The sequence below is a fragment of the Curtobacterium sp. TC1 genome, assembly GCF_019844075.1.
Classification (GTDB): Bacteria; Actinomycetota; Actinomycetes; order Actinomycetales; family Microbacteriaceae; genus Curtobacterium.
In genome coordinates this window covers 570,983-589,364 of the sequence record NZ_CP081964.1, presented here as the reverse complement: position 1 = coordinate 589,364, position 18,382 = coordinate 570,983, and the positions used below count along the sequence as shown (strand labels likewise).

Annotated in this window: 15 protein-coding genes; all 15 read right to left on the bottom strand. The window is 71.0% G+C overall.

From position 1 onward, the window contains the following. Nucleotides 1-204 precede the first annotated feature (204 nt). The 15 genes from KZI27_RS03945 to KZI27_RS03875 all read right to left on the bottom strand — a co-directional run bounded on the left by KZI27_RS03945 (nucleotide 205) and on the right by KZI27_RS03875 (nucleotide 18,280). A complete protein-coding gene (locus KZI27_RS03945; RefSeq protein WP_261784082.1) occupies nucleotides 205-1,071 on the bottom strand; it encodes a carbohydrate ABC transporter permease in 867 nt (288 codons plus the stop codon). Next, on the bottom strand, nucleotides 1,068-2,099 hold the full coding sequence (locus tag KZI27_RS03940) for a carbohydrate ABC transporter permease (protein WP_222659404.1): 1,032 nt from the start codon (nucleotides 2,097-2,099) through the stop codon (nucleotides 1,068-1,070). The genes KZI27_RS03945 and KZI27_RS03940 overlap by 4 nt, the downstream gene beginning before the upstream one ends. Before the next feature lie 3 nt (nucleotides 2,100-2,102). Further along, nucleotides 2,103-3,428, bottom strand: coding sequence for a sugar ABC transporter substrate-binding protein (locus KZI27_RS03935; protein WP_222659403.1), 1,326 nt, complete (start codon nucleotides 3,426-3,428; stop codon nucleotides 2,103-2,105). A 284-nt stretch (nucleotides 3,429-3,712) separates the two neighbouring features. Then, on the bottom strand, nucleotides 3,713-4,900 hold the full coding sequence (locus KZI27_RS03930; RefSeq protein WP_222659402.1) for an ABC transporter permease: 1,188 nt from the start codon (nucleotides 4,898-4,900) through the stop codon (nucleotides 3,713-3,715). Beyond that, the gene (locus KZI27_RS03925; RefSeq protein ID WP_261784081.1) at nucleotides 4,897-5,634 is read right to left on the bottom strand and encodes an ABC transporter ATP-binding protein; all 738 of its coding nucleotides are present in this window, start codon (nucleotides 5,632-5,634) and stop codon (nucleotides 4,897-4,899) included. The genes KZI27_RS03930 and KZI27_RS03925 overlap by 4 nt, the downstream gene beginning before the upstream one ends. After that, the gene (locus KZI27_RS03920; protein WP_222659401.1) at nucleotides 5,631-6,722 is read right to left on the bottom strand and encodes a peptidoglycan-binding protein; all 1,092 of its coding nucleotides are present in this window, start codon (nucleotides 6,720-6,722) and stop codon (nucleotides 5,631-5,633) included. The genes KZI27_RS03925 and KZI27_RS03920 overlap by 4 nt, the downstream gene beginning before the upstream one ends. After that, a complete protein-coding gene (locus KZI27_RS03915) occupies nucleotides 6,719-7,225 on the bottom strand; it encodes a hypothetical protein (protein WP_222659400.1) in 507 nt (168 codons plus the stop codon). Before KZI27_RS03915 ends, KZI27_RS03920 begins: the two co-directional genes overlap by 4 nt. A gap of 17 nt (nucleotides 7,226-7,242) precedes the next feature. Beyond that, on the bottom strand, nucleotides 7,243-8,409 hold the full coding sequence (locus tag KZI27_RS03910; RefSeq protein ID WP_222659399.1) for a sensor histidine kinase: 1,167 nt from the start codon (nucleotides 8,407-8,409) through the stop codon (nucleotides 7,243-7,245). Next, nucleotides 8,409-9,062 (bottom strand): response regulator transcription factor, encoded by a 654-nt coding sequence (locus KZI27_RS03905; RefSeq protein WP_222659398.1) that lies wholly within the window; start codon nucleotides 9,060-9,062, stop codon nucleotides 8,409-8,411. Before KZI27_RS03905 ends, KZI27_RS03910 begins: the two co-directional genes overlap by 1 nt. A 44-nt stretch (nucleotides 9,063-9,106) precedes the next feature. Then, on the bottom strand, nucleotides 9,107-9,661 hold the full coding sequence (locus KZI27_RS03900) for a DUF2231 domain-containing protein (protein WP_111085459.1): 555 nt from the start codon (nucleotides 9,659-9,661) through the stop codon (nucleotides 9,107-9,109). Nucleotides 9,662-9,766: 105 nt separating this feature from the next. Then, a complete protein-coding gene (locus KZI27_RS03895) occupies nucleotides 9,767-11,935 on the bottom strand; it encodes an ATP-dependent Clp protease ATP-binding subunit (protein WP_222659397.1) in 2,169 nt (722 codons plus the stop codon). 53 nt (nucleotides 11,936-11,988) lie between these two features. Next, entirely contained in the window at nucleotides 11,989-13,389 is a 1,401-nt protein-coding gene (locus KZI27_RS03890; protein ID WP_222659396.1) for an MFS transporter, read from the bottom strand. 115 nt (nucleotides 13,390-13,504) lie between these two features. Further along, nucleotides 13,505-13,792, bottom strand: a complete 288-nt coding sequence (tatA, locus tag KZI27_RS03885; protein ID WP_222659395.1) for a twin-arginine translocase TatA/TatE family subunit — start codon at nucleotides 13,790-13,792, stop codon at nucleotides 13,505-13,507. A gap of 149 nt (nucleotides 13,793-13,941) precedes the next feature. Then, nucleotides 13,942-15,426 (bottom strand): sugar transferase, encoded by a 1,485-nt coding sequence (locus KZI27_RS03880; RefSeq protein ID WP_222659394.1) that lies wholly within the window; start codon nucleotides 15,424-15,426, stop codon nucleotides 13,942-13,944. Between the two features lie 112 nt (nucleotides 15,427-15,538). Continuing rightward, nucleotides 15,539-18,280 carry a glycoside hydrolase family 2 protein gene (locus KZI27_RS03875; RefSeq protein WP_222659393.1) on the bottom strand — a complete coding sequence of 914 codons (2,742 nt, stop codon included), beginning with the start codon at nucleotides 18,278-18,280 and terminating at the stop codon, nucleotides 15,539-15,541. Nucleotides 18,281-18,382: the final 102 nt, after the last annotated feature.

Genomic DNA, 18,382 nt, shown 5'->3' with positions numbered 1-18,382 from the left:
CGCCCGCCTCCCCGCTCCCTCCCCGCTCCCTCCCCCGAGGTTCCAAAATCTCGGCATCTCGCGCGACCCACAGCCTCTCCGTGGAACCTCGGCGGACCACACGCGGCATGTCGTGGAACCTCGGCGAATCCCAGACGCACGAACAGCCCACACGCACGAACGCCCCGCCGTGCACGTGCACGACGGGGCGTCCGGTCCGGCGGGTCAGCCCTTCACGGCCCCTGCCGTCATCCCGCTGACCAGCCGGCGCTGCACGATGAGGAAGAAGACGACCACGGGGATCGAGAACAGCACGCTCGCCGCCATCAGCCCGCCGAAGTCCGTGCCCTTGTTCGTCGAGAACCCGGCCAGCCACACGGGCAGCGTGTACATCCCCTGGTCCTTGAGCATCACGTAGGCGATCAGGTAGTCGTTCCACGCCGCGATGAACGCGAAGACACTCGTGGCGATGACGCCGGGCATCACGAGGGGGAACAGTACGCTCCACAGGATCCGGAAGGTGCCGGCGCCGTCGACCTTCGCGGCCTCTTCGATCTCGACGGGCACGGCCACGAAGAACCCGCGCATCACCCAGATCGAGAAGGGCAGCACGCTCGCCACGTACGCCAGGATCAGTCCGACGTAGCTGTTGAGCAGCCCGAGCGTCTGGAACGACAGGAACAGCGGGATGAGCAGGGCGCCGGACGGGATCATCTGCACGAACAGGATGCCGACCAGGATCGCGCGCCGCCCTCTGAACCGGAACCGCGACAGCGCCGCCGAGGCCAGGAACCCGACCACGATCGACAGCAGCACGGCTGCCACCACGACGATGGTCGAGTTCCGCAGGTAGACCAGGAAGCCCTCCTGTGTGAGCGCCCGGGTGAAGTTGTCGAGCGTCGGGTGCAGCGGCGCCCAGATCGGGGTCATGGTCGTGACCTCGTCCGCCGGCTTGAAGGCGGTGTTCACCATCCAGTAGATCGGGAACACCCACACCAGGCAGAAGACGATCGCGATCGTGTTCGCGACGATGCGCGGCTTCCGTTTCCGGACGTGCACTGGACGGTCGCCGACGTGGGCTGACGTGGTCACAGGTCCTCCTCACCGCTGCGGACGAGCCGGCGGATGTAGTAGCTGGTGAGCGCGCCGAGGATCACGGTCGAGATGACGGCGATCGCGGCGCCCTGGCCGTAGGCGTTGGAGACGAACGACTTCACGAAGGTCCAGATGCCGAGCGTCAGGGTGGCCTCCTCCGGACCACCTCGGGTGAGCAACCAGATCTGGTTGAAGACGTTGAAGTCCCAGATCACCGACAGGATCGACACGAGCAGCAGGGTCGGTGCGAGCGCCGGCAGCGTGATCGCGCGGTACATCGTCCAGGTCGAGGCGCCGTCGAGCGCTCCGGCCTCGTAGTACTCCGGCGCGATCTGCGACTGCGCGGCGTACAGCGTCAGCGCGACGAACGGCACGGCCTGCCAGATCACGAGCGTGAGCACGATCGTGTACGCCTGCCCGGGGTCCGACGCCCAGTTGTCCTGCGTGTGGTCGCCGAACACCCGCAGCTGCGTGATGAGCCAGTTGAGCACACCGTAGAACGGCTGGAACAGCCACTGCCAGACCAGGCTCGACGCCACGTTCGGCATCGCCCAGGCCAGCACGAGCACGACGCTGACCACGGTGCGCATCGCGACGCCGAGCCGGGTGAGCAGTTGCGCGACGCCCATCCCGATGACGATGGTGCCGAGCACCATCGCTCCGGTGACCAGGACGGTACGCAGGATGACCGGCCAGAAGCTGGCGTCGGTCAGGACGTTCGTGTAGTTCGAGACGCCGGCGAACCCGGCCTGCCCGGTGAAGATCGCCCGGAGGCCGTAGTCCTGGAACGAGATGACGACGAGCCGGACGAGCGGGTACACGACGAGCGCCAACAGCAGGATCGCCGCGGGGGCCAGCAGGACGAGCGGAGCCCGCGACGTCCCGGACGACCGGCGCCGCGGACCGCTCCGGCCCCGGTCACCCGGACCCCGCGACGACCCCTGAACCAGACCGCCGACGCTCTGCCCGCCGGCGACCGGCTCGGACTGCTCCGAACCGGTCGCCTGCTCTGCAGTGGAGGTCATCGACTACGGCTGCGCGTTGAGCGCGGTCGTGAGGTGCTTCGAGAAGCCCTCGGCGGCCTGCTCCGGCGACTTCCGCCCGGTCGCGATGTCCGCGAACATCGACTGGAACGACGCGTCGCCCTCGATGGTCGCCCAGCCCGGGGTCGCCGGGGTGGGTCGGCTCGTGCCCGCAGCCTCGAAGTACGGCTTGTGGAGGGTGTCGACGTCGTCGGCCACCGCGTCGAGCAGCTCGGTCGAGTTCGGCTCCCAGCCGTCGACGCCGAACACCTGGTCCTGCTGGAACTCCTTCGAGGTCAGGATCTTCAGGTAGTACAGCGCGAGGTCCTGGTTCGCGGCCTTCGCCGGGATCCCGAGGTCGGACCCGCCGAGGAACACCGGCTGCGTCTTCCCGTCCGTCTGCGACGGCATCGGGAACGTGCCGATCTGATCGGCGAGCGCCGGCTTCGCGGTGGTGATCGAGCCGATCTCCCACGCCGATCCGAGGAACGCCGAGGTGTTGCCCTGGGCGAAGACGTCGCTCTGCGAGGGCTTGTCGGTGTTGATGTCCTGCGTCGACTTCGCGGAGTAGTCGTTCTGGAACGTCTTCCACGCCGTCAGGCCCTTGACCGCATCGGCCGAGTCGAGCTTCCCGGTCCACTTGCCGTCCTCGTCGGAGGCGATCTCGCCGCCGGCGTCCCACACCCACTGCAGCCCGCCGTACCAGTACTGGCCGGGCATGTAGAAGGCGGAGAAGTCGCTCGCCGTGTTGGCGGCCTTGACCTTGTCCAGGTCGGCGGTGAGCTCCTCGTACGTGGTCGGCACGTCGGTGACGCCGGCGTCCTTCCAGACCTTCTTGTTGTAGACCACGGCCCGGTTGCCCGCGAAGAGCGGTGCGCCGTAGAGCTTGTCGTCGACGGTGGCCGGCCCCTCGAGCCCGGTCAGCCAGGTCTGGCCGTCCTTCAGTTCGTCGCGGTACGGCGTCAGGTCCATGAGACCACCGGCCGCCGCGTAGACCGGCACCTGCGTGTTGCCGAGGTCGACGACGTCCGGGGCGTCGTCCTGGGCGAGCGCCGTGGTGAGCTTCGTGGTGATCCCGTCCCACTGCTGGGTCTGGAGCTTCACCTTCGCCCCGGTGTCCTTCGTGAACTGCTCCTGCGCGGCGTCGAGGACCTTGTCGCTCAGGTCGCCGTTCATCATCCAGACAGTGATGGTCTTGCCCTTGCCATCGGGTGTGCCGATGGCTTTCGTGCCGCCGTCGGAAGCTCCGTTGCTTCCGGCGGAGCACCCGGTGAGGGCGAGCGCGGCCGCCAGGCCGAGCGCACCGAGTGCGGCGAAACGCGTGCGTGTCACGTTGACTCCCTTGGTCCGACCTTTATGAAAGGACGTTGCGTATTCGCAATAGAAGACCTTCCCAGAGCCCTTGTCAACCGTTGGATCGGTCCCTGTGAGCGGGTTCGATCCGCGTGTTTCCGGGCGATCACGGATGTCGAACAGATCGTCGCCGACGCTTGACGCGACTGGTCATGACCAGGCATGATCTGCGCCGCGCGTCGACGGGGTGGACCGGACGACCGGGAGGCCCGGTGCCGGTCTCGCAGACCGGCGCCGGGCCTCCCGGATCACCACCACTGCCGTCAGACGGCCGCCAGGGCGGACGTCGGCGGGATGCGCGCTGCGCGCGCCGCCGGGTACAACCCGGAGACGCCGCCGATCAGGACCGTCGCACCGAGTCCACCGCCGACGGCCCAGAGCGGCAGCGCGACCGGCCACCCCTGCGAGACGGCGAACACGACGGTGACGGCGACGCCGATCAGGACCCCGGCCACCCCACCGAGGAACGACAGCAGCAGGGACTCGACCAGGAACTGGTCGCGGATGGTCCGGCGCCGCGCACCGAGGGCACGTCGCACGCCGACCTCGGCGCGGCGCTCGAGCACGGTGATCACCATCGTGTTGGCGACCCCGATGCCGCCGACGAGCAGCGCGACGCCGCCGATGCCGACCAGCAGTCCGGTGAACGAGTCGTCGGTGGCGTCCTTTGCGGCGAGCGCGTCCGACGGTCGGGTGACCCCGACGTCCTGCGGCGCTCCCGGACGGACCGCCCCCGCGAGCCCCTCACGGGTCTGCTCGACGCGAGACGGGTCGACGCGCGTGTAGACCGCGGTCGGCGCGCCGTCGAACCCGAGCTGCCCGGCGAGGGTCCGGGGGACGAACACGCTGTTGTCGAGGTCCTCGGCGAGCGCGAGCGGTCGCAGGATCCCGACGACCTGCACCCACTGCCCGCCGATCCAGACCCGGCTGTCCGACCGGACCTCGTCGATGCCGAGGGCATCGGCGGCCTCGGCCCCGAGCACGACCTGCGGGGCCGCTCTCCGGGTGTCGTCGATCCACCGGCCGGAGGCGAGCTCACCGCCGAGCACCTCCGGGACGTCACCCCAGGCCGCCAGCACGGAGATGCCCTTCGTCTCCGGGGCCGGGACGAACCCGTTGCGGTAGACCGCGGTCTCCGGGACGGTGCCGACCGCGGCCGCGGACTCGACGTCGTCCTGGCGCTGCACCGACTCGAGAGCGGTGTCCGGCAGCGGCGGCGTCTCACCGAAGCCCTGCGCCTGGGTGACGGTGAGCACGTTCGTGCCGAGGGCGTCGAGGACCTGGTCGACCTTCGCCTTGCTCGACGACGAGATGCCGACGACCGCGATCATCGCCGCGATGCCGATGGCGATGCCGAGGGCCGACAGGACGACGCGGCCGGGCCGGGTCCGCAGGCCGAACACCCCGAGCCGGAGCAGGTCCGCCGGGCTGACGGTTCCTCGGGCGCTCACCGGTCGCCCCGGATCGCCGCGGCGAGTGCTTCGGCCCCGCCCGCGGCGTCGTCCTGCGAGACGAGACCGTCGCGCATCCGCACCTGCCGAGGCAGCGAGGCCGCGAGTTCGAGGTCGTGGGTGATGACGAGCACAGTGGTCCCGCCGTCGTTGAGCTCGCGCAGCAGCCCGAGGACCGCCGTGCCCGAGGCGGTGTCGAGTGCCCCGGTCGGCTCGTCCGCCAACAGGATGGTGGGTTCGCCGACGATGGCCCGGGCGATCGCCACCCGCTGCTTCTCGCCGCCGGACAGCTGGTGGGGGCGGTGGTCGACCCGGTGCTCGAGCCCGACCCGGCCCAGTGCCTCGACCGCACGTCGGTGCCGGTCGCGGCGCGGGATGCCCGCGTAGAGCAGGCCGTCGGCGACGTTCTCGGCGGCGGTCGCCCCGGCTTGCAGGTGGAAGTGCTGGAACACGAACCCGACGTGGTCGGCCCGCAGTCGCGACAGGGCGTCGTCGGACATCGTGGCGACGTCGTTGCCGGCGATCGTCACGGTACCGGACGTCGGCCGGTCGAGCGTCCCGACGATGTTGAGCATGGTCGACTTGCCGGAGCCGGACGGCCCGACGACGGCGACGAGTTCCCCGGCCGCGACCTCGAGCGAGACGCCGCGGAGCGCGCCGACGTCCCCGTACGTCTTCACGACGCCCTCGAGCGACAGGACGACTCGACGGTCCGCCATGGTCGTGGGGGTCATCCGGGCACCACCACGCGGTCACCGGCCGCGACGTCGCCGCTGATCGCGACGCGGCCGCCGGCGGTGAACCCCGGTTCGACGGGTACGCGCTCGGTCCGGCCGCCCTGCTGCACGACGTCGACCGCGTACGAGCCACCGGAGCCCGCGACGAGCGCCGACACCGGGACCGACAGCACGCCCCGTTCGGTGGTGCCCTTCGCGTCGATCTGGGCGGAGGCGGCCGCGGGCAGCTTGCGGTCGCCCGGGTCGAAGGACACCGACACCACGACCTTGGTGCCGCCGTCCTCGCCGGTCTCGGGCTGGATGTCCGCGACCTCGCCGCGCATCGCGGCGCCGGTCCCGTTCACCCGGACGTCGACCCGGGTGCCGACCGCCAGTCGCTCGGCGTCGCGCTGGGAGACGGTCGCCGAGACGACCCGCTTCGTGCTCGTGACCTGCAGCACGTCTCCGCCGGCGCCGCCGCCAGCACCCTCCGCGCCGGCGGCGCCGGTCGACTGGCCGAGCTTGCCGTCCACCGACGCGACGCGCACTGCGCCGTCGACGAACGCGATGTCGTCGGCGGTGAGGACCCCGGTGACCTCGTGACCGCGGTCCTCCTGCCACCGGCGCACCGCCGCCTGGGTCCGCGGCCCGAACTCGTCGTCCACGGACACGTCGTAGCCCAGGGCAGCTAGGTTCTCGTTGAGCTGCCGCACGTCGGTGCCGTGCGTGCCACGGGACAGGTCGCGCCAGAGCGGAATCGTGCCGTACATCGAGCGCACACCGCGCTCGTCCACCGCGTACAGGTACTCGTCACGCTGGATGACGTCGCCGGGGCGGGGCAGCCACGTGATGGTCCCCGAAGCCGCGGCGGGCACGCCGGTCGGGGTGCCGTAGCCGAGCGTGCCCGCGAAGACCTTCGAGTCGGTCAGGTCGCCCTTCGTGACGGCTGCCGTCGAACCGGCGCGGGTCGGACGATCCGAGGCCGACGCGGACGCTGCGCTGCCACCTCGCAGGTCGAGGAGCGCCCAGGTCCCGGTACCGGACGCGAGCACCGCGATGAGACAGACACCGACGACCACCGTGCGGCGTCGGCTCGAGTGCCTCACTGGTCGACCGCCGTCCCGGCGGTGCCGAACGCCTCGTCGGTGCACGCACGCGCGACCTCGTCGAAGGCCGCACTGTCGTCAGCCCGGTACGCGCGCTGGCCGCCCTCGTCGTCGGGGTAGTCCGAGAAGCCACCGTCGCGGATGCACTCGGCCACCTCGCGGAGCGTCTCCTCGCTGCCCGGCATCGGCTTCGCCGCCTTGACGTCCCCGGCGCCCTCGTCGTCCCCGAGGCACTCCGCGAGATCGCTCTGGTACTGCTCCGGGTCGGCACCGTCCGGCACGCTGAGGCGCATCGTCGATCCGCCGCCCGACGGGTCCGGCATGTCGTAGCCCTTCCCGCGCATGCACTCGGCGAGCGAGGATCCCTTGACCGCCGACCCCGGTGCCGTGTCGGCTTCGTCGTCCGGGCCAGCCGTGCAGGCGGCGAGCAGGCTGGGCAGCAGGAAGGCGGCTGCGGCGAGGGCGAGCAGGGAACGGGTGCGGCGAGTGGTCGTTGCGTTCATGGTTCCAGGACACCGGATCAGCTGTTTCGCGCCACGTCCCTCCGGGTTTGCACCGACGAAACACCGACGCGGATCTCGAGTCCGCCGGACGGCCGAGCGGCGATCGACAGCGACCACCCGTGTGCCTGCACGATCGACGCCACGATCGACAGCCCGAGGCCGCTGTGCCGCCCGGCCGATCGCGGCGACGAGCACCGCCGGAACGGCTCGACGAGGCGGGGTGCCTCGTCCGCCGGTACCACCGGTCCGGAGTTCTCGACGACGATCCCGTCCGGCGCGGTGGACACCCGGACGAACCCGCCGGGCTCGTTGTACTCGACGGCGTTGCCGACCAGGTTGCCGAGGAGCTGCCGCAGCAGCGTCGGCTCGGCGTCGACGACCAGGCCGGGAGGCCCGGTGCGGGTCTCGTGCGTCAGCGCCACCCCGGCGTCGGCCGCGTTCCGGGTCGCCCCCGCGACCACCTCGGCGGTCACGTCGTCCACGTGGACCACCTGCGTCGTGCCGTCGAGCCCACGGTCGGCCTCGGCGAGCACGAGCAGCGACTCGACCAGGTGCTCGGTCCGCCGGTTCTGCTCGAGCAGCTCGTCGCGGACGGCCCGGACGTCGTCGGGATCGGCGTCGTCGTGCAACCCGATCTGCACGGCGGCCCGCTGCACCGCGAGCGGAGTGCGGAGCTCGTGCGACGCCTGCGCCACGAACCGCCGTTGGCTCTCGAACGCCGTCTCGAGCCGGTCGAGCAGGTCGTCGACGGTGCTCGACAGCCGCCGGAGCTCGTCGTCGGGACCGACGAGGGCGATCCGCTCGTGGAGGTTCGAGGCGGTGATCCGGTTCGCGGTGGCGGTGATCCGGTCGATCGGCCCGAGCATGCGCCTGCTGACGAACCACCCGACGCCACCTGCGAGCACCCCGGCAACGACGACCCCCACTGCCGACCACTGCCACTGCAGCGAGTTGGCCTCGGTGACGATGCGCAGGGTCTGCGTTCCCCCCAGCCGTTCGGGGGCGATCGGGACGGCGGACGGGATCCGAGCCGTCTCCCCGCCGTCCTGACCGTCCACGGGGAGCGTCCGGGCGAACGACTGCTGGGACGCGAGGTTCACGAACACCAGCACGGCGGCGGTCAACACCATCGACGCCCCGGCGAAGGCGAGGGCCGTCCGGACGCGGATCGTGAGCGTCCGCATCACAGGGCGTACCCCTGCCCGGGCACCGTCCGGATCGGGTCCGGGTCACCGAGCTTGCGGCGGAGTTTCGACATGGTCACCCGGACCGCGGCGGTGAACGGGTCGATGTTCATGTCCCAGACCTTCTCGAGGAGTTCCTCGGCGGAGACGATCCGGCCGTCAGCACGGAGCAGGGTCTCGAGCACCCCGAGCTCCTTCGCCGTGAGGTCGAGCGGGCGGCCGTCGCGCGTCGCCATCCGCCGGTTCGTGTCGACGAGTACTCCGGCGCGTTCGAGCACCGGCGCGACGGGGGCGACGCTCCGGCGGCCGAGCGCACGGACCCGCGCAACGAGCTCCGGGTACTCGAACGGCTTCGCCAGGTAGTCGTCGGCGCCGAGTTCGAGGCCGTTCACCCGGTCGGTCAGTGTCGTCGCCGCAGTGAGCATGAGGATGCGGGTGAGGCTCCCCCGCGCCGCGAGCCGCCGGGCCACCTCGTCGCCGTGCATGCCGGGGAGGTCCCGGTCGAGCACGACGACGTCGTAGTCGTTCACCGCCAGGAGCTCGTCCGCGTGGTCACCCCGGTGGGCGACGTCGACCGCCATGCCCTGCCGGGTCAACCCCGTCGCGACGAGGTCGGCGAGGGCTGTCTCATCATCCACCACGAGTACGCGCACTGAAACATTGCACGTGATGTTCCCAAGAAGCGCCTGGGAGGCGGTCAGGCGTCGAACGGCACTTCGCCGTGGTCGCTCACGCCGGCGCGCTGTCGGTAGGCCAGGTGCCCACCGAGGTACCCGCCGACCCCGACCACCGAGAGTGCGGCGAACCCGAGGAGCTTGCCGGCCCCGTGGTTGCCGTTCTTCCGCTGCCACCACGACAGCCCGTACAGCGAGATACCGACCCAGTTCACGGCCTGGTGCACCCATCCGGTGCGCAGCTGTTCGCGGTCCAACTCGGACCAGTCGACGTACCCGGCGAGGCTCGCGCTGCCGGACGACACCAGGCCGACGCCGACGAGGGTCTTCGCGGCCTTCGCGTTGCCCTTCCCGCCGAACACGTCGAGCACCGCGGCCGAGATCCACGCCCCGAGCGGCACCTGCACCATCAGCGGGTGCAGCGGATGCCCGAACGGCACCCCGTGCAGCAGTTGCCGCAGGGCCTTCGGCTTCGCGAGCGCGTTCACCACCGCTCGGTCGACGTCGACGGCCTTGTCGAGCACGCTCGCGTGCTCGACGGTGTCGGTGAGGCGACGGAACGCGCGGATCTCAGGCATGCCCTGCAGCCAACCCGGGAGGCCCGTGCCGGGTCCCAGGAACCGGCCCCGGGCCTCCCGTCGGTCACCCCACCCACCCGGAACCTGGTTCCGCGCGGCCGCCGCCTACTCCTCGACGATCTCCGCCAGTTCGAAGGGCTCGACGGTCAGGCCGTCGCCGTCCTCGGCGACGTCCACCCGCACGGTGTCGCCGTCGCGGACGTCACCGGACAGGATCGCCCGTGCCAGCTTGTCGTCGATCTGCCGTTGCATGAGGCGGCGGAGCGGCCGTGCGCCGTAGAGCGGGTCGTACCCGCGCTCCGCCAGCCAGCCTCGCGCCTGGGGCGTGACCGCCAGCTCCAGCCGCCGGTCGGTCAGCCGGCGGGCGAGCCGGTCGACGTAGAGCGACACGATCTGGCCGAGGTCGTCGGCCGTCAGGGCCTGGAACACCACGATGTCGTCGAGGCGGTTGATGAACTCCGGCCGGAACGCCTGCTGCACGAGCTCGCGCACGGCCGCTTCACGCTTGTCATCCGTCAGCGTCAGGTCGGTCATGAACTGCGAACCGAGGTTCGACGTGAGCACCAGGATCGTGTTCCGGAAGTCCACCGTGCGCCCCTGACCGTCCGTCAGGCGGCCGTCGTCGAGCACCTGGAGCAGCACGTCGAAGACCTCGGGGTGCGCCTTCTCGATCTCGTCGAGCAGGATCACCGAGTACGGACGACGCCGGACGGCCTCGGTGAGCTGCCCACCGGACTCGTAGCCGACGTACCCGGGCGGGGCACCGATGAGCCGCGAGACCGAGTGCTTCTCGCCGTACTCGCTCATGTCGATGCGGACGAGGGCCTTCTCGTCGTCGAACAGGAACTCCGCGAGCGCCTTCGCCAGCTCGGTCTTGCCGACGCCGGTCGGCCCGAGGAACAGGAAGGAGCCGGTCGGACGGTCCGGGTCGGAGATGCCGGCGCGGGTGCGGCGGACGGCCTCGGACACGGTGTTCACGGCGGTGCGCTGCCCGATGATCCGGCGGCCGAGTTCGTTCTCCAGGTGCAGGAGCTTCTCGGTCTCGCCCTGCAGCAGCCGCCCGAGCGGGATGCCCGTCCACTGGGCGATCACGGCGGCGATGTCCTCGTCGGTGACGCTGTCGTTGACCATGCGGTCGGCGGACCCGGCCTGCTCGGCGGCGGCGAGCTCGGCTTCGATCCGGGGCTTCTCCGCGTACTCGAGGCGTGAGACCGTCGCGTAGTCGGCCTCGCGCTGCGCGCGCTGGCTGCGCATGTTCAGGTCGTCGAGCTGCTGCTTCAGCTCACCGATGCGGTTCAGGCTCGCACGCTCGGCCTGCCAGCGTTGCTCGAGCTCGGCCAGCCGTTCCTCGCGCGTGTGCAGTTCGTTCCGCAGGGTCTCGAGCCGTGCCTTCGAGGCGTCGTCCTTCTCCTGCTTGAGCGCGAACTCCTCGACACGCAGCCGGTCCACGTTCCGCTTCAGTTCGTCGATCTCGACCGGGCTGGAGTCGATCTCCATGCGGAGCCGGCTGGCGGCCTCGTCGATCAGGTCGATCGCCTTGTCGGGCAGCTGGCGGCCGGAGATGTACCGGTTCGACAGGCTGGCCGCAGCGACGAGGGCGGAGTCGTTGATCGTGACCTTGTGGTGCGCCTCGTAGCGCTCCTTGAGCCCGCGGAGGATCGCCACGGCGTCCTCGACGCTGGGCTCCCCCACGTAGACCTGCTGGAAGCGGCGCTCGAGGGCGGCGTCCTTCTCAATGTACTCGCGGTACTCGTCGAGCGTCGTCGCCCCGATGAGCCGCAGTTCGCCGCGCGCGAGCATCGGCTTGAGCATGTTCGAGGCCGCGACGGACCCTTCGCCGCCACCGGCCCCCATCAGCGTGTGCAGCTCGTCGATGAACGTGATGACCTGCCCGTCGGAGTCGTTGATCTCCTTGAGCACGGCCTTGAGGCGTTCCTCGAACTCGCCGCGGTACTTCGCGCCGGCGATGAGCGAGGAGATGTCGAGCGAGACGAGTCGCTTGTCCTTCAGCGAGTCGGCGACGTCGCCGGCGACGATGCGCTGCGCGAGGCCCTCGACGACGGCCGTCTTGCCGACGCCGGGCTCGCCGATGAGCACGGGGTTGTTCTTGGTGCGGCGGGTGAGCACCTGGCTGACGCGTCGGATCTCGGAGTCGCGTCCGATGACCGGGTCGAGCTTGCCGCTGCGAGCGATCGCCGTCAGGTCGACGCCGTACTGCTCGAGGGCGGTCTTCTGTCGCTCTTGCGAGTCAGGAGCACCCTGGAGGTTCGCCATGCGTTCCGTCCTTTCGTTGCGGTGGTGTTGTACTTGAGTCTACTCCACTCAACTTACGTCGGCGCGGGCACATTCCGGATCCCGACGGCGCTGACCACGGCGCCGCCGACGAGCAGGACCGCCATCACGACGACCGCCCGGTGCAGACCGGCGACGCTCATCTCCCCGCCGAGGACCACGCCCGCGAGCGCCACCATCACCAGACCGGCGATCCGCGCGATCGCGTTGTTCACGGCCGACCCGACGCCGGCCTCGGACTGCGGCACCGACCCGAGCACGGCACTGGTCAGCGGCGTCACCATGAGCGCGATCCCGAACCCGATGAGCACGAGTCCGGGGAACACGGCGACCCAGTAGCCGTCCGGCCGCGAACCGACCACCAGCATCAGGAGCGCACCGACCGCCGCCACCGCTGGCCCCGCCGCCATGAACCAGCGCGGCCCGAACCGCCCCGCCAGTCCGCCCACCGCCGAGGACACCAGCAGCAGGACCACCGTCGGCGGCAGCGTCGCCAAGCCGGCGAGCCAGGCGGGGAAGCCCCAGACCTCCTGGAGGAACAGCGTGACCACGAAGAAGACCATGCTCAGCGCGCCGTAGATCGACAGGGTGGCGAGGTTGCTCACCGCGAAGTTGCGAGCCCGGAACAGCGCGAGCGGCACCAACGGCGAACCGGTCGTGCGGGTCACGTGGAGCTCCCACGGCACGAAGGCCCCGAGTGCCAGTGCGCCGATCACGAGCGCGGCGACCACCACCGGGGCGCCCCACCCGAGCCGCTCCTGCTCGATGAGTCCGAGCACCGCCCCACCGACTCCGACGACCGCGAGCACGGCGCCGACCACGTCGATGCGTGGCCGGACGGCGGGGTGCACGTCGCCGGTGATCCGCAGCACGAGCGGGATCGTCACGGCGATCGGCACGGCGGTCAGCACGAAGATCCACCTCCAGCCGATGCTGTCGACCACCAGCCCGCCGACCACGGGGCCGAGGATCGTCGCGGCGCTCGACCACGCGGTCCACGTGCCGATCGCCTTCGACTGCGCGGCCCCGCGGAACGCCGCCACGATGAGCGCGAGCGCACTCGGGGTCACCAGGGCTCCGCCGACGCCCTGGAACGCCCGCGAGACGATCAGGAACTCCCCCGTCGGGGCGATGGCGCAGGCGATCGAGGCGATCCCGAAGACGACGAGGCCCCACGTGATGATCCGGACCCGGCCGAACACGTCCGACAGTGACCCGGCGACGAGGATGAGCGAGCCGAGCGTCACCAGGTACGCGTCGACGGTCCACTGCTGCACGACGAGCCCACCGCCGAGCTCCTGCCGTATCGCGGGGAGCGCCACGTTCACCACGCTCGAGTCCAGCCCGACGACGAACGACGACAGGACCGCCACGACGAGCACCGTGCGCCGGTCGTCCCGGAGCGGCGCGGTGGCGTGGGGTGCGGCAGCGGTCATGTGCTCATCCTGCGCCCCCTCGGACCGCTGCGCGCCCGGCACGACGAAGCCCCCGCGATCGGAGTGGTCGCGGGGGCTGCCGACAGGACGGGGCTGGGTGTCCTGAGCTGTGTGGCTAGCGCCGTGAGTCGGTGTTCGGCTGCGCGCTCGGGCCGGGGTTCAGGATCGGACCGGCAGCGGGCTCGGCGGGAGCGGTCGGCGCGGTGGTGTTGGTCGCCGCGGTGTTCTGCACCGTGGTGTCACCCGCCTGCGCCTTCTTCTCGTCGTCGGTCATCTCCTTCTTGAAGATGTTGATCGACTGCCCGAGGCCCTTGGCGAGCGCCGGGAGCTTCGTCGCGCCGAACAGCAGGATGATGATGCCGAGGATGATCAGCAGGTGAATACCGCCGAGGCCTTGCCACATGTTGACTCCTTGAATCTGGATCTGGTCGCCGTCACCGAGTCATCGTCGACGCGAGCGGCGGAAGTCCGTCGTGCATCCATCGTAACTCCCCTGCTCCCTGATGCCCAGGCCGGGCGCCGGAACGGACACCGTTCGCACAGGGAACGCGATCAGTAGGCCCCACGGGATCGGATCACCGACGGGATCGTCCGCGCCAGGATCACCAGGTCGTGGATGAACGACCAGTTCTCGACGTAGTGCAGGTCGAGCCGCACACCCTCAGCCCAGTCCAGGTCCGATCGCCCGCTGACCTGCCAGAGGCCGGTGATGCCGGGGGTGACCAGGAGTCGGCGATCGGCGAAGTCCTCGTAGAGGGCGACCTCGCGCGGCAGTGCTGGACGAGGGCCGACGAGACTCATCGACCCGGTGAGCACGTTCCACAGCTGCGGCAGTTCGTCGAGCGAGGTCCTGCGCAGGAAGCCGCCGACCCGGGTGACCCTCGGGTCGTCCTTCATCTTGAACAACGGTCCGGCGCCCTCGTTCGCCGCGTGCAAGGTCGCCATCCGGGCTTCGGCGTCGACGCACATCGTGCGGAACTTGACGATCGGGAACTCCGCGCCGCCACGGCCCACTCGGGCCTGCCGGAAGAACACCGGGCCGCCGTCGTCGAGTCGGACGGCCAGAGCGATCGCGGCCAGGACGGGCGCCAGCAGCAGCAGTCCGAAGCCCGCTCCGACGACGTCGAGCAGCCGCTTGCCACCACGGCGCCGGTAGTCGGGCGTCTCGACGTGCATCAGCGGCAGGCCGTCGACCGGCCGTTCATGCACGCGCCCCGCGGCGATGTCGGACAGGGGTGAGGACACGACGAGCTCGACGCCGTGCTCCTCGAGTTGCCATCCGAGGCGGCGCAGTCGCTCGTGCCCGCCACGGACGGCCCCGGCGACGACGACCGCCGAGACGCCCTCGGAACGAGCCAGCGCGAGGACGTCGTCGATCCCGCTGACCACCGGAGCGGACACCGGCCCGAGGCCGATCATCGTCCCCACTGGCTCACAGTCGGTCACGACCGCACGGACCCGGTACCCGGCGCTGGGCGTCGCGGCGATCCGCCGCCCGACGTACCGGACGTCCTCGGCGTCCCCGACGAGCAGCACGTCCTGCAGCCGCTCGCCACGGGCGCGGGTCCGCGCCAACGCGCTCCTCACGACTTTCCGCCCGGCCGCCAGGAACACGAGGCCGAGTGGGAAGGCGATCGCGACGTAACCACGGGCGAGGTCGAGCTGCGCCGCGTAGGCCACGACGGCGACCACCGCGACCGAGACCAGGCTCGCGGTGACGAGACGTCGGTACTCGTCGCCGCCGATGCCGGCGATCCGCGGGTCGCGAGTTCGGAACGTCGACAGCAGGACCATCCAGATCAGGATGATCGCCGGGGCAGTCGCGAACTCCACCCAGCCAGCCTGGGGTCGAACGGCCGACAGCTCCCAGGGGAACCGGACCACGTGGGCGACCGCGAACGCCACGACCAGCAGACCGAGGTCCAGCAGGGCGACAGAGGGGCCGAACCCACGGCGGGCGCCAGCCGGCGCCGACACCGGCGGAGCCGCCGGGGGGACGGTGAGTGCTGCCGTGGGCGGACGCATCGCGAGCGACATGGTGGGACCTCCTGTCGACCTGGCCGACGGGAGGTCGACCGGACGCCGGAGTCGCTCGGGTCACGACAGCGAGCGGCGCACCACCAAATATATCACTGTGTCGTTCTGCATATCAACGGCCGAGTACGCGGTCCAGGCTCCATAGGACGGGTTCTGCGCGGAGTGCCGGGATGTCCGCCTCGGTCACGCCGGTGATCCGGAAGGCCACCCGCTCCCCGGGCAGCAGGGTCATGAACCCGCGGTCCACCGCACCGGTCGAGCTCACCCGGTCGGGCTGGACGAGCAGGTCCCGCACGAGCGAATCGGCCTCGACGGTCAGGTCCAGTCCGCCGTCGACGGGCGTGAACGCAGTCCGGTACCGCGCCGGCTCCCACCGCGTGTCGACGTCGGGGCCCGGCGTCCACACCGCTCGGCGCCAGTCCATGTCCGCCACGATGAGCTCGTTCGCCGGGTCGTCGACCACCCCGACGGACTCGGGCAGCGCGACGACCGCCACGCCGGCGGACGACAGGCGCACCGGCAGGGACACCTCGGCCAGGATCGTGCCGGCCGTGGTCACCCGGCGCACCCGCACCACGCTGTCCTGCCCGCCCCGAACCGACCGGACGGCGACCTCGACGGGCGAGGACCCGAACGCGCCGGGCGAGACGCCGAGGGACAGGGTGTCCGCCGCGTCTCCCGGATCAGTCGCCTCGCCGACGGCGGCCGACCCACCCGGGTGATCCGGGCCTCCCGTCCGATCCGCACCGGACGCAACCGGCGAGTCGGACGCGACCGCCCCGGAGACCGGAGAGGCGGGCGACTGCGCCGGAGACGCCGCAGACCCGGACACGGCGGACGGCACGACTGCCTCCCGTGACACCGGACGGATCGTCAGCAGGACGTCGTCGTACAGCCGCCGCAGCTCGTGCGCGAGCGGCTTCGACCGCCCCGCCGAGTCGATCGCCGACCACGACGACACCGGCCACAGGTCGTTGAGCTGCCACATCACCACGCCGGTGTTGCGCGGCCAGTGCGTCCGCCAGTGCTCGATACCCGTCGCGATCGCCCGGGCCTGCTGCAGCTGCGTCAGGTAGTGCCACGCATCGAACGAGAAGGGCCCCGTGCCGAACCGCGGCTCCAAGCCGCGGGCCAGCTTGCCCATCCCGTCGGCCGCCTTCTGGTGGTGGACCACCCCGGGTGCGTCCTGCGACAGCACCTCGTCGGCGACGCCGTCCCGCAGCGTCCGCCAGGCCGGGGGTGCCTGCCAGCCGAACTCGGACACGAACCGGGGAACGGACCCGCGGTAGGCGGTGTCGGGCAGGCGGTTCCAGACATCCCACGAGTGGTGCGTCTCGTGGTCGACGTCGTTGGCGGGCAGCGACTCGGAGCCCGACCACGGCGACGCCACCGTGTAGAAGCGCGACGGGTCGACGGCATCGACGATCGTCGGCAGCAGGTCGAGGTAGTAGTCGAGGCCCCAGCCGCGGTCGCCGAGCGAGTCCGCCCAGCCGTCGACGTCGTGCAGCCAGATGTTCTCGTTGTTGCCGTTCCACAGCACCAGCGAGGGGTGTCGGGCCAGCCGGGCGACGTTGTCCCGTGCCTCGGCGATGACCTCGCTGCGGATGGGTTCGACCTCGGGGTACGCCGAGCAGGCGAACGGGAAGTCCTGCCAGACGAGCAGCCCGAGTTCGTCGCACACCTCGTAGAAGTCACGCGACTCGTACACGCCACCGCCCCACACGCGCACGAGGTTCGTGCCGAGCGAGGCCGCCGCGCCCAGACGGGACTGCAGGCGTGCACGGTCGACGCGCGAGACGATCACGTCGTCCGGGATCCAGTTCACGCCCCGGACGTCGATGAGCGTCCCGTTGACGTGGATGGCGAACGGGCGGCCCATGTCGTCGACCTGCGTGTCGATCCGCGTCGACCGGAAGCCGGTGCGGAACGTGTCGCGGTCCAGGACCTCGCCCTCGACCGTCTGCAGTTCCACGACCACGTCGTACTGCGCCTGCGAACCGTAGCCGCGGGGCCACCAGCGCAGCGCCTCGGGCACGCGCACGGTGACGACGGTCTCGTCGTCCTTCGGCGTCAGCTGCGCCCGCGACCGCTGCCGCGTGGGCGTGCCGTCCTCCTTGAGACCGCTGACGGTGACGACGAGCACCAGGTCGTCGTCCTCGCCGTCCTGGTCCAGGTCGTTCAGGCCCGAGCGCTCGACCGTGATGTGTGCGTCGAGCACCCCTTCGCCGGCCTCGACGTCGACGAGCGGTCGGACCTCGCGCAGCCGCGCGGTCGACCACCGTTCGATGGCGACCGGTCGCCAGGGCCCGCTCGTGACGGCGGTGAGGCCCCAGTCCCAGCCGAAGTTCGAGGCCATCTTGCGGATGTACGGGAACGGCTCGTCGTACGGTCCCGGCATGCTGCCGGCCTTCGCGGCCACGCGGCCGGCCTCGCGGTACGGCGACTCGAACAGGATCTCGAGGTCCTTCGTCGTCGCCCCGGACCCGGACTGCACGCGCGCGTCGAAGCGGTAGCGCCGGTGCATGTTCCGCGTCGTGCCCACGACGACGCCGTCCAGACTGAGCTCGGAGACGGTGTCCAGGCCGTCGCAGACCAGGTCCACGCGTTCGTGGCCGCGGGGGTCGACGTCAACCGAGGTGCGGTAGGACCAGTCGGCCCGGCCGACCCACTTGGCGGCCTGCTCGTTCCGATCGAAGGTCGGGTCCGGCAGCAGGCCCTCCCGTTCCAGGTCGGTGTGCACCTGGCCCGGCACCGTCGCCGGGATGGTGCGGCCCGCGACGCCGTCCGGCGCACCGGTTCCTCCGGCCATCGTCACGGTCCAGCCGTCGCGGAGTTCCTCGCGTTCGAGGGTCATGCGGGTCCTTCTCTTCGGCGGACGGGGTGTCCGTCGCCTCGGTCGGGACGCCGGCCGGTGGCCCGCCCCGTGGCCGGTCGGTCGACCTGGAGGCGCGGCACC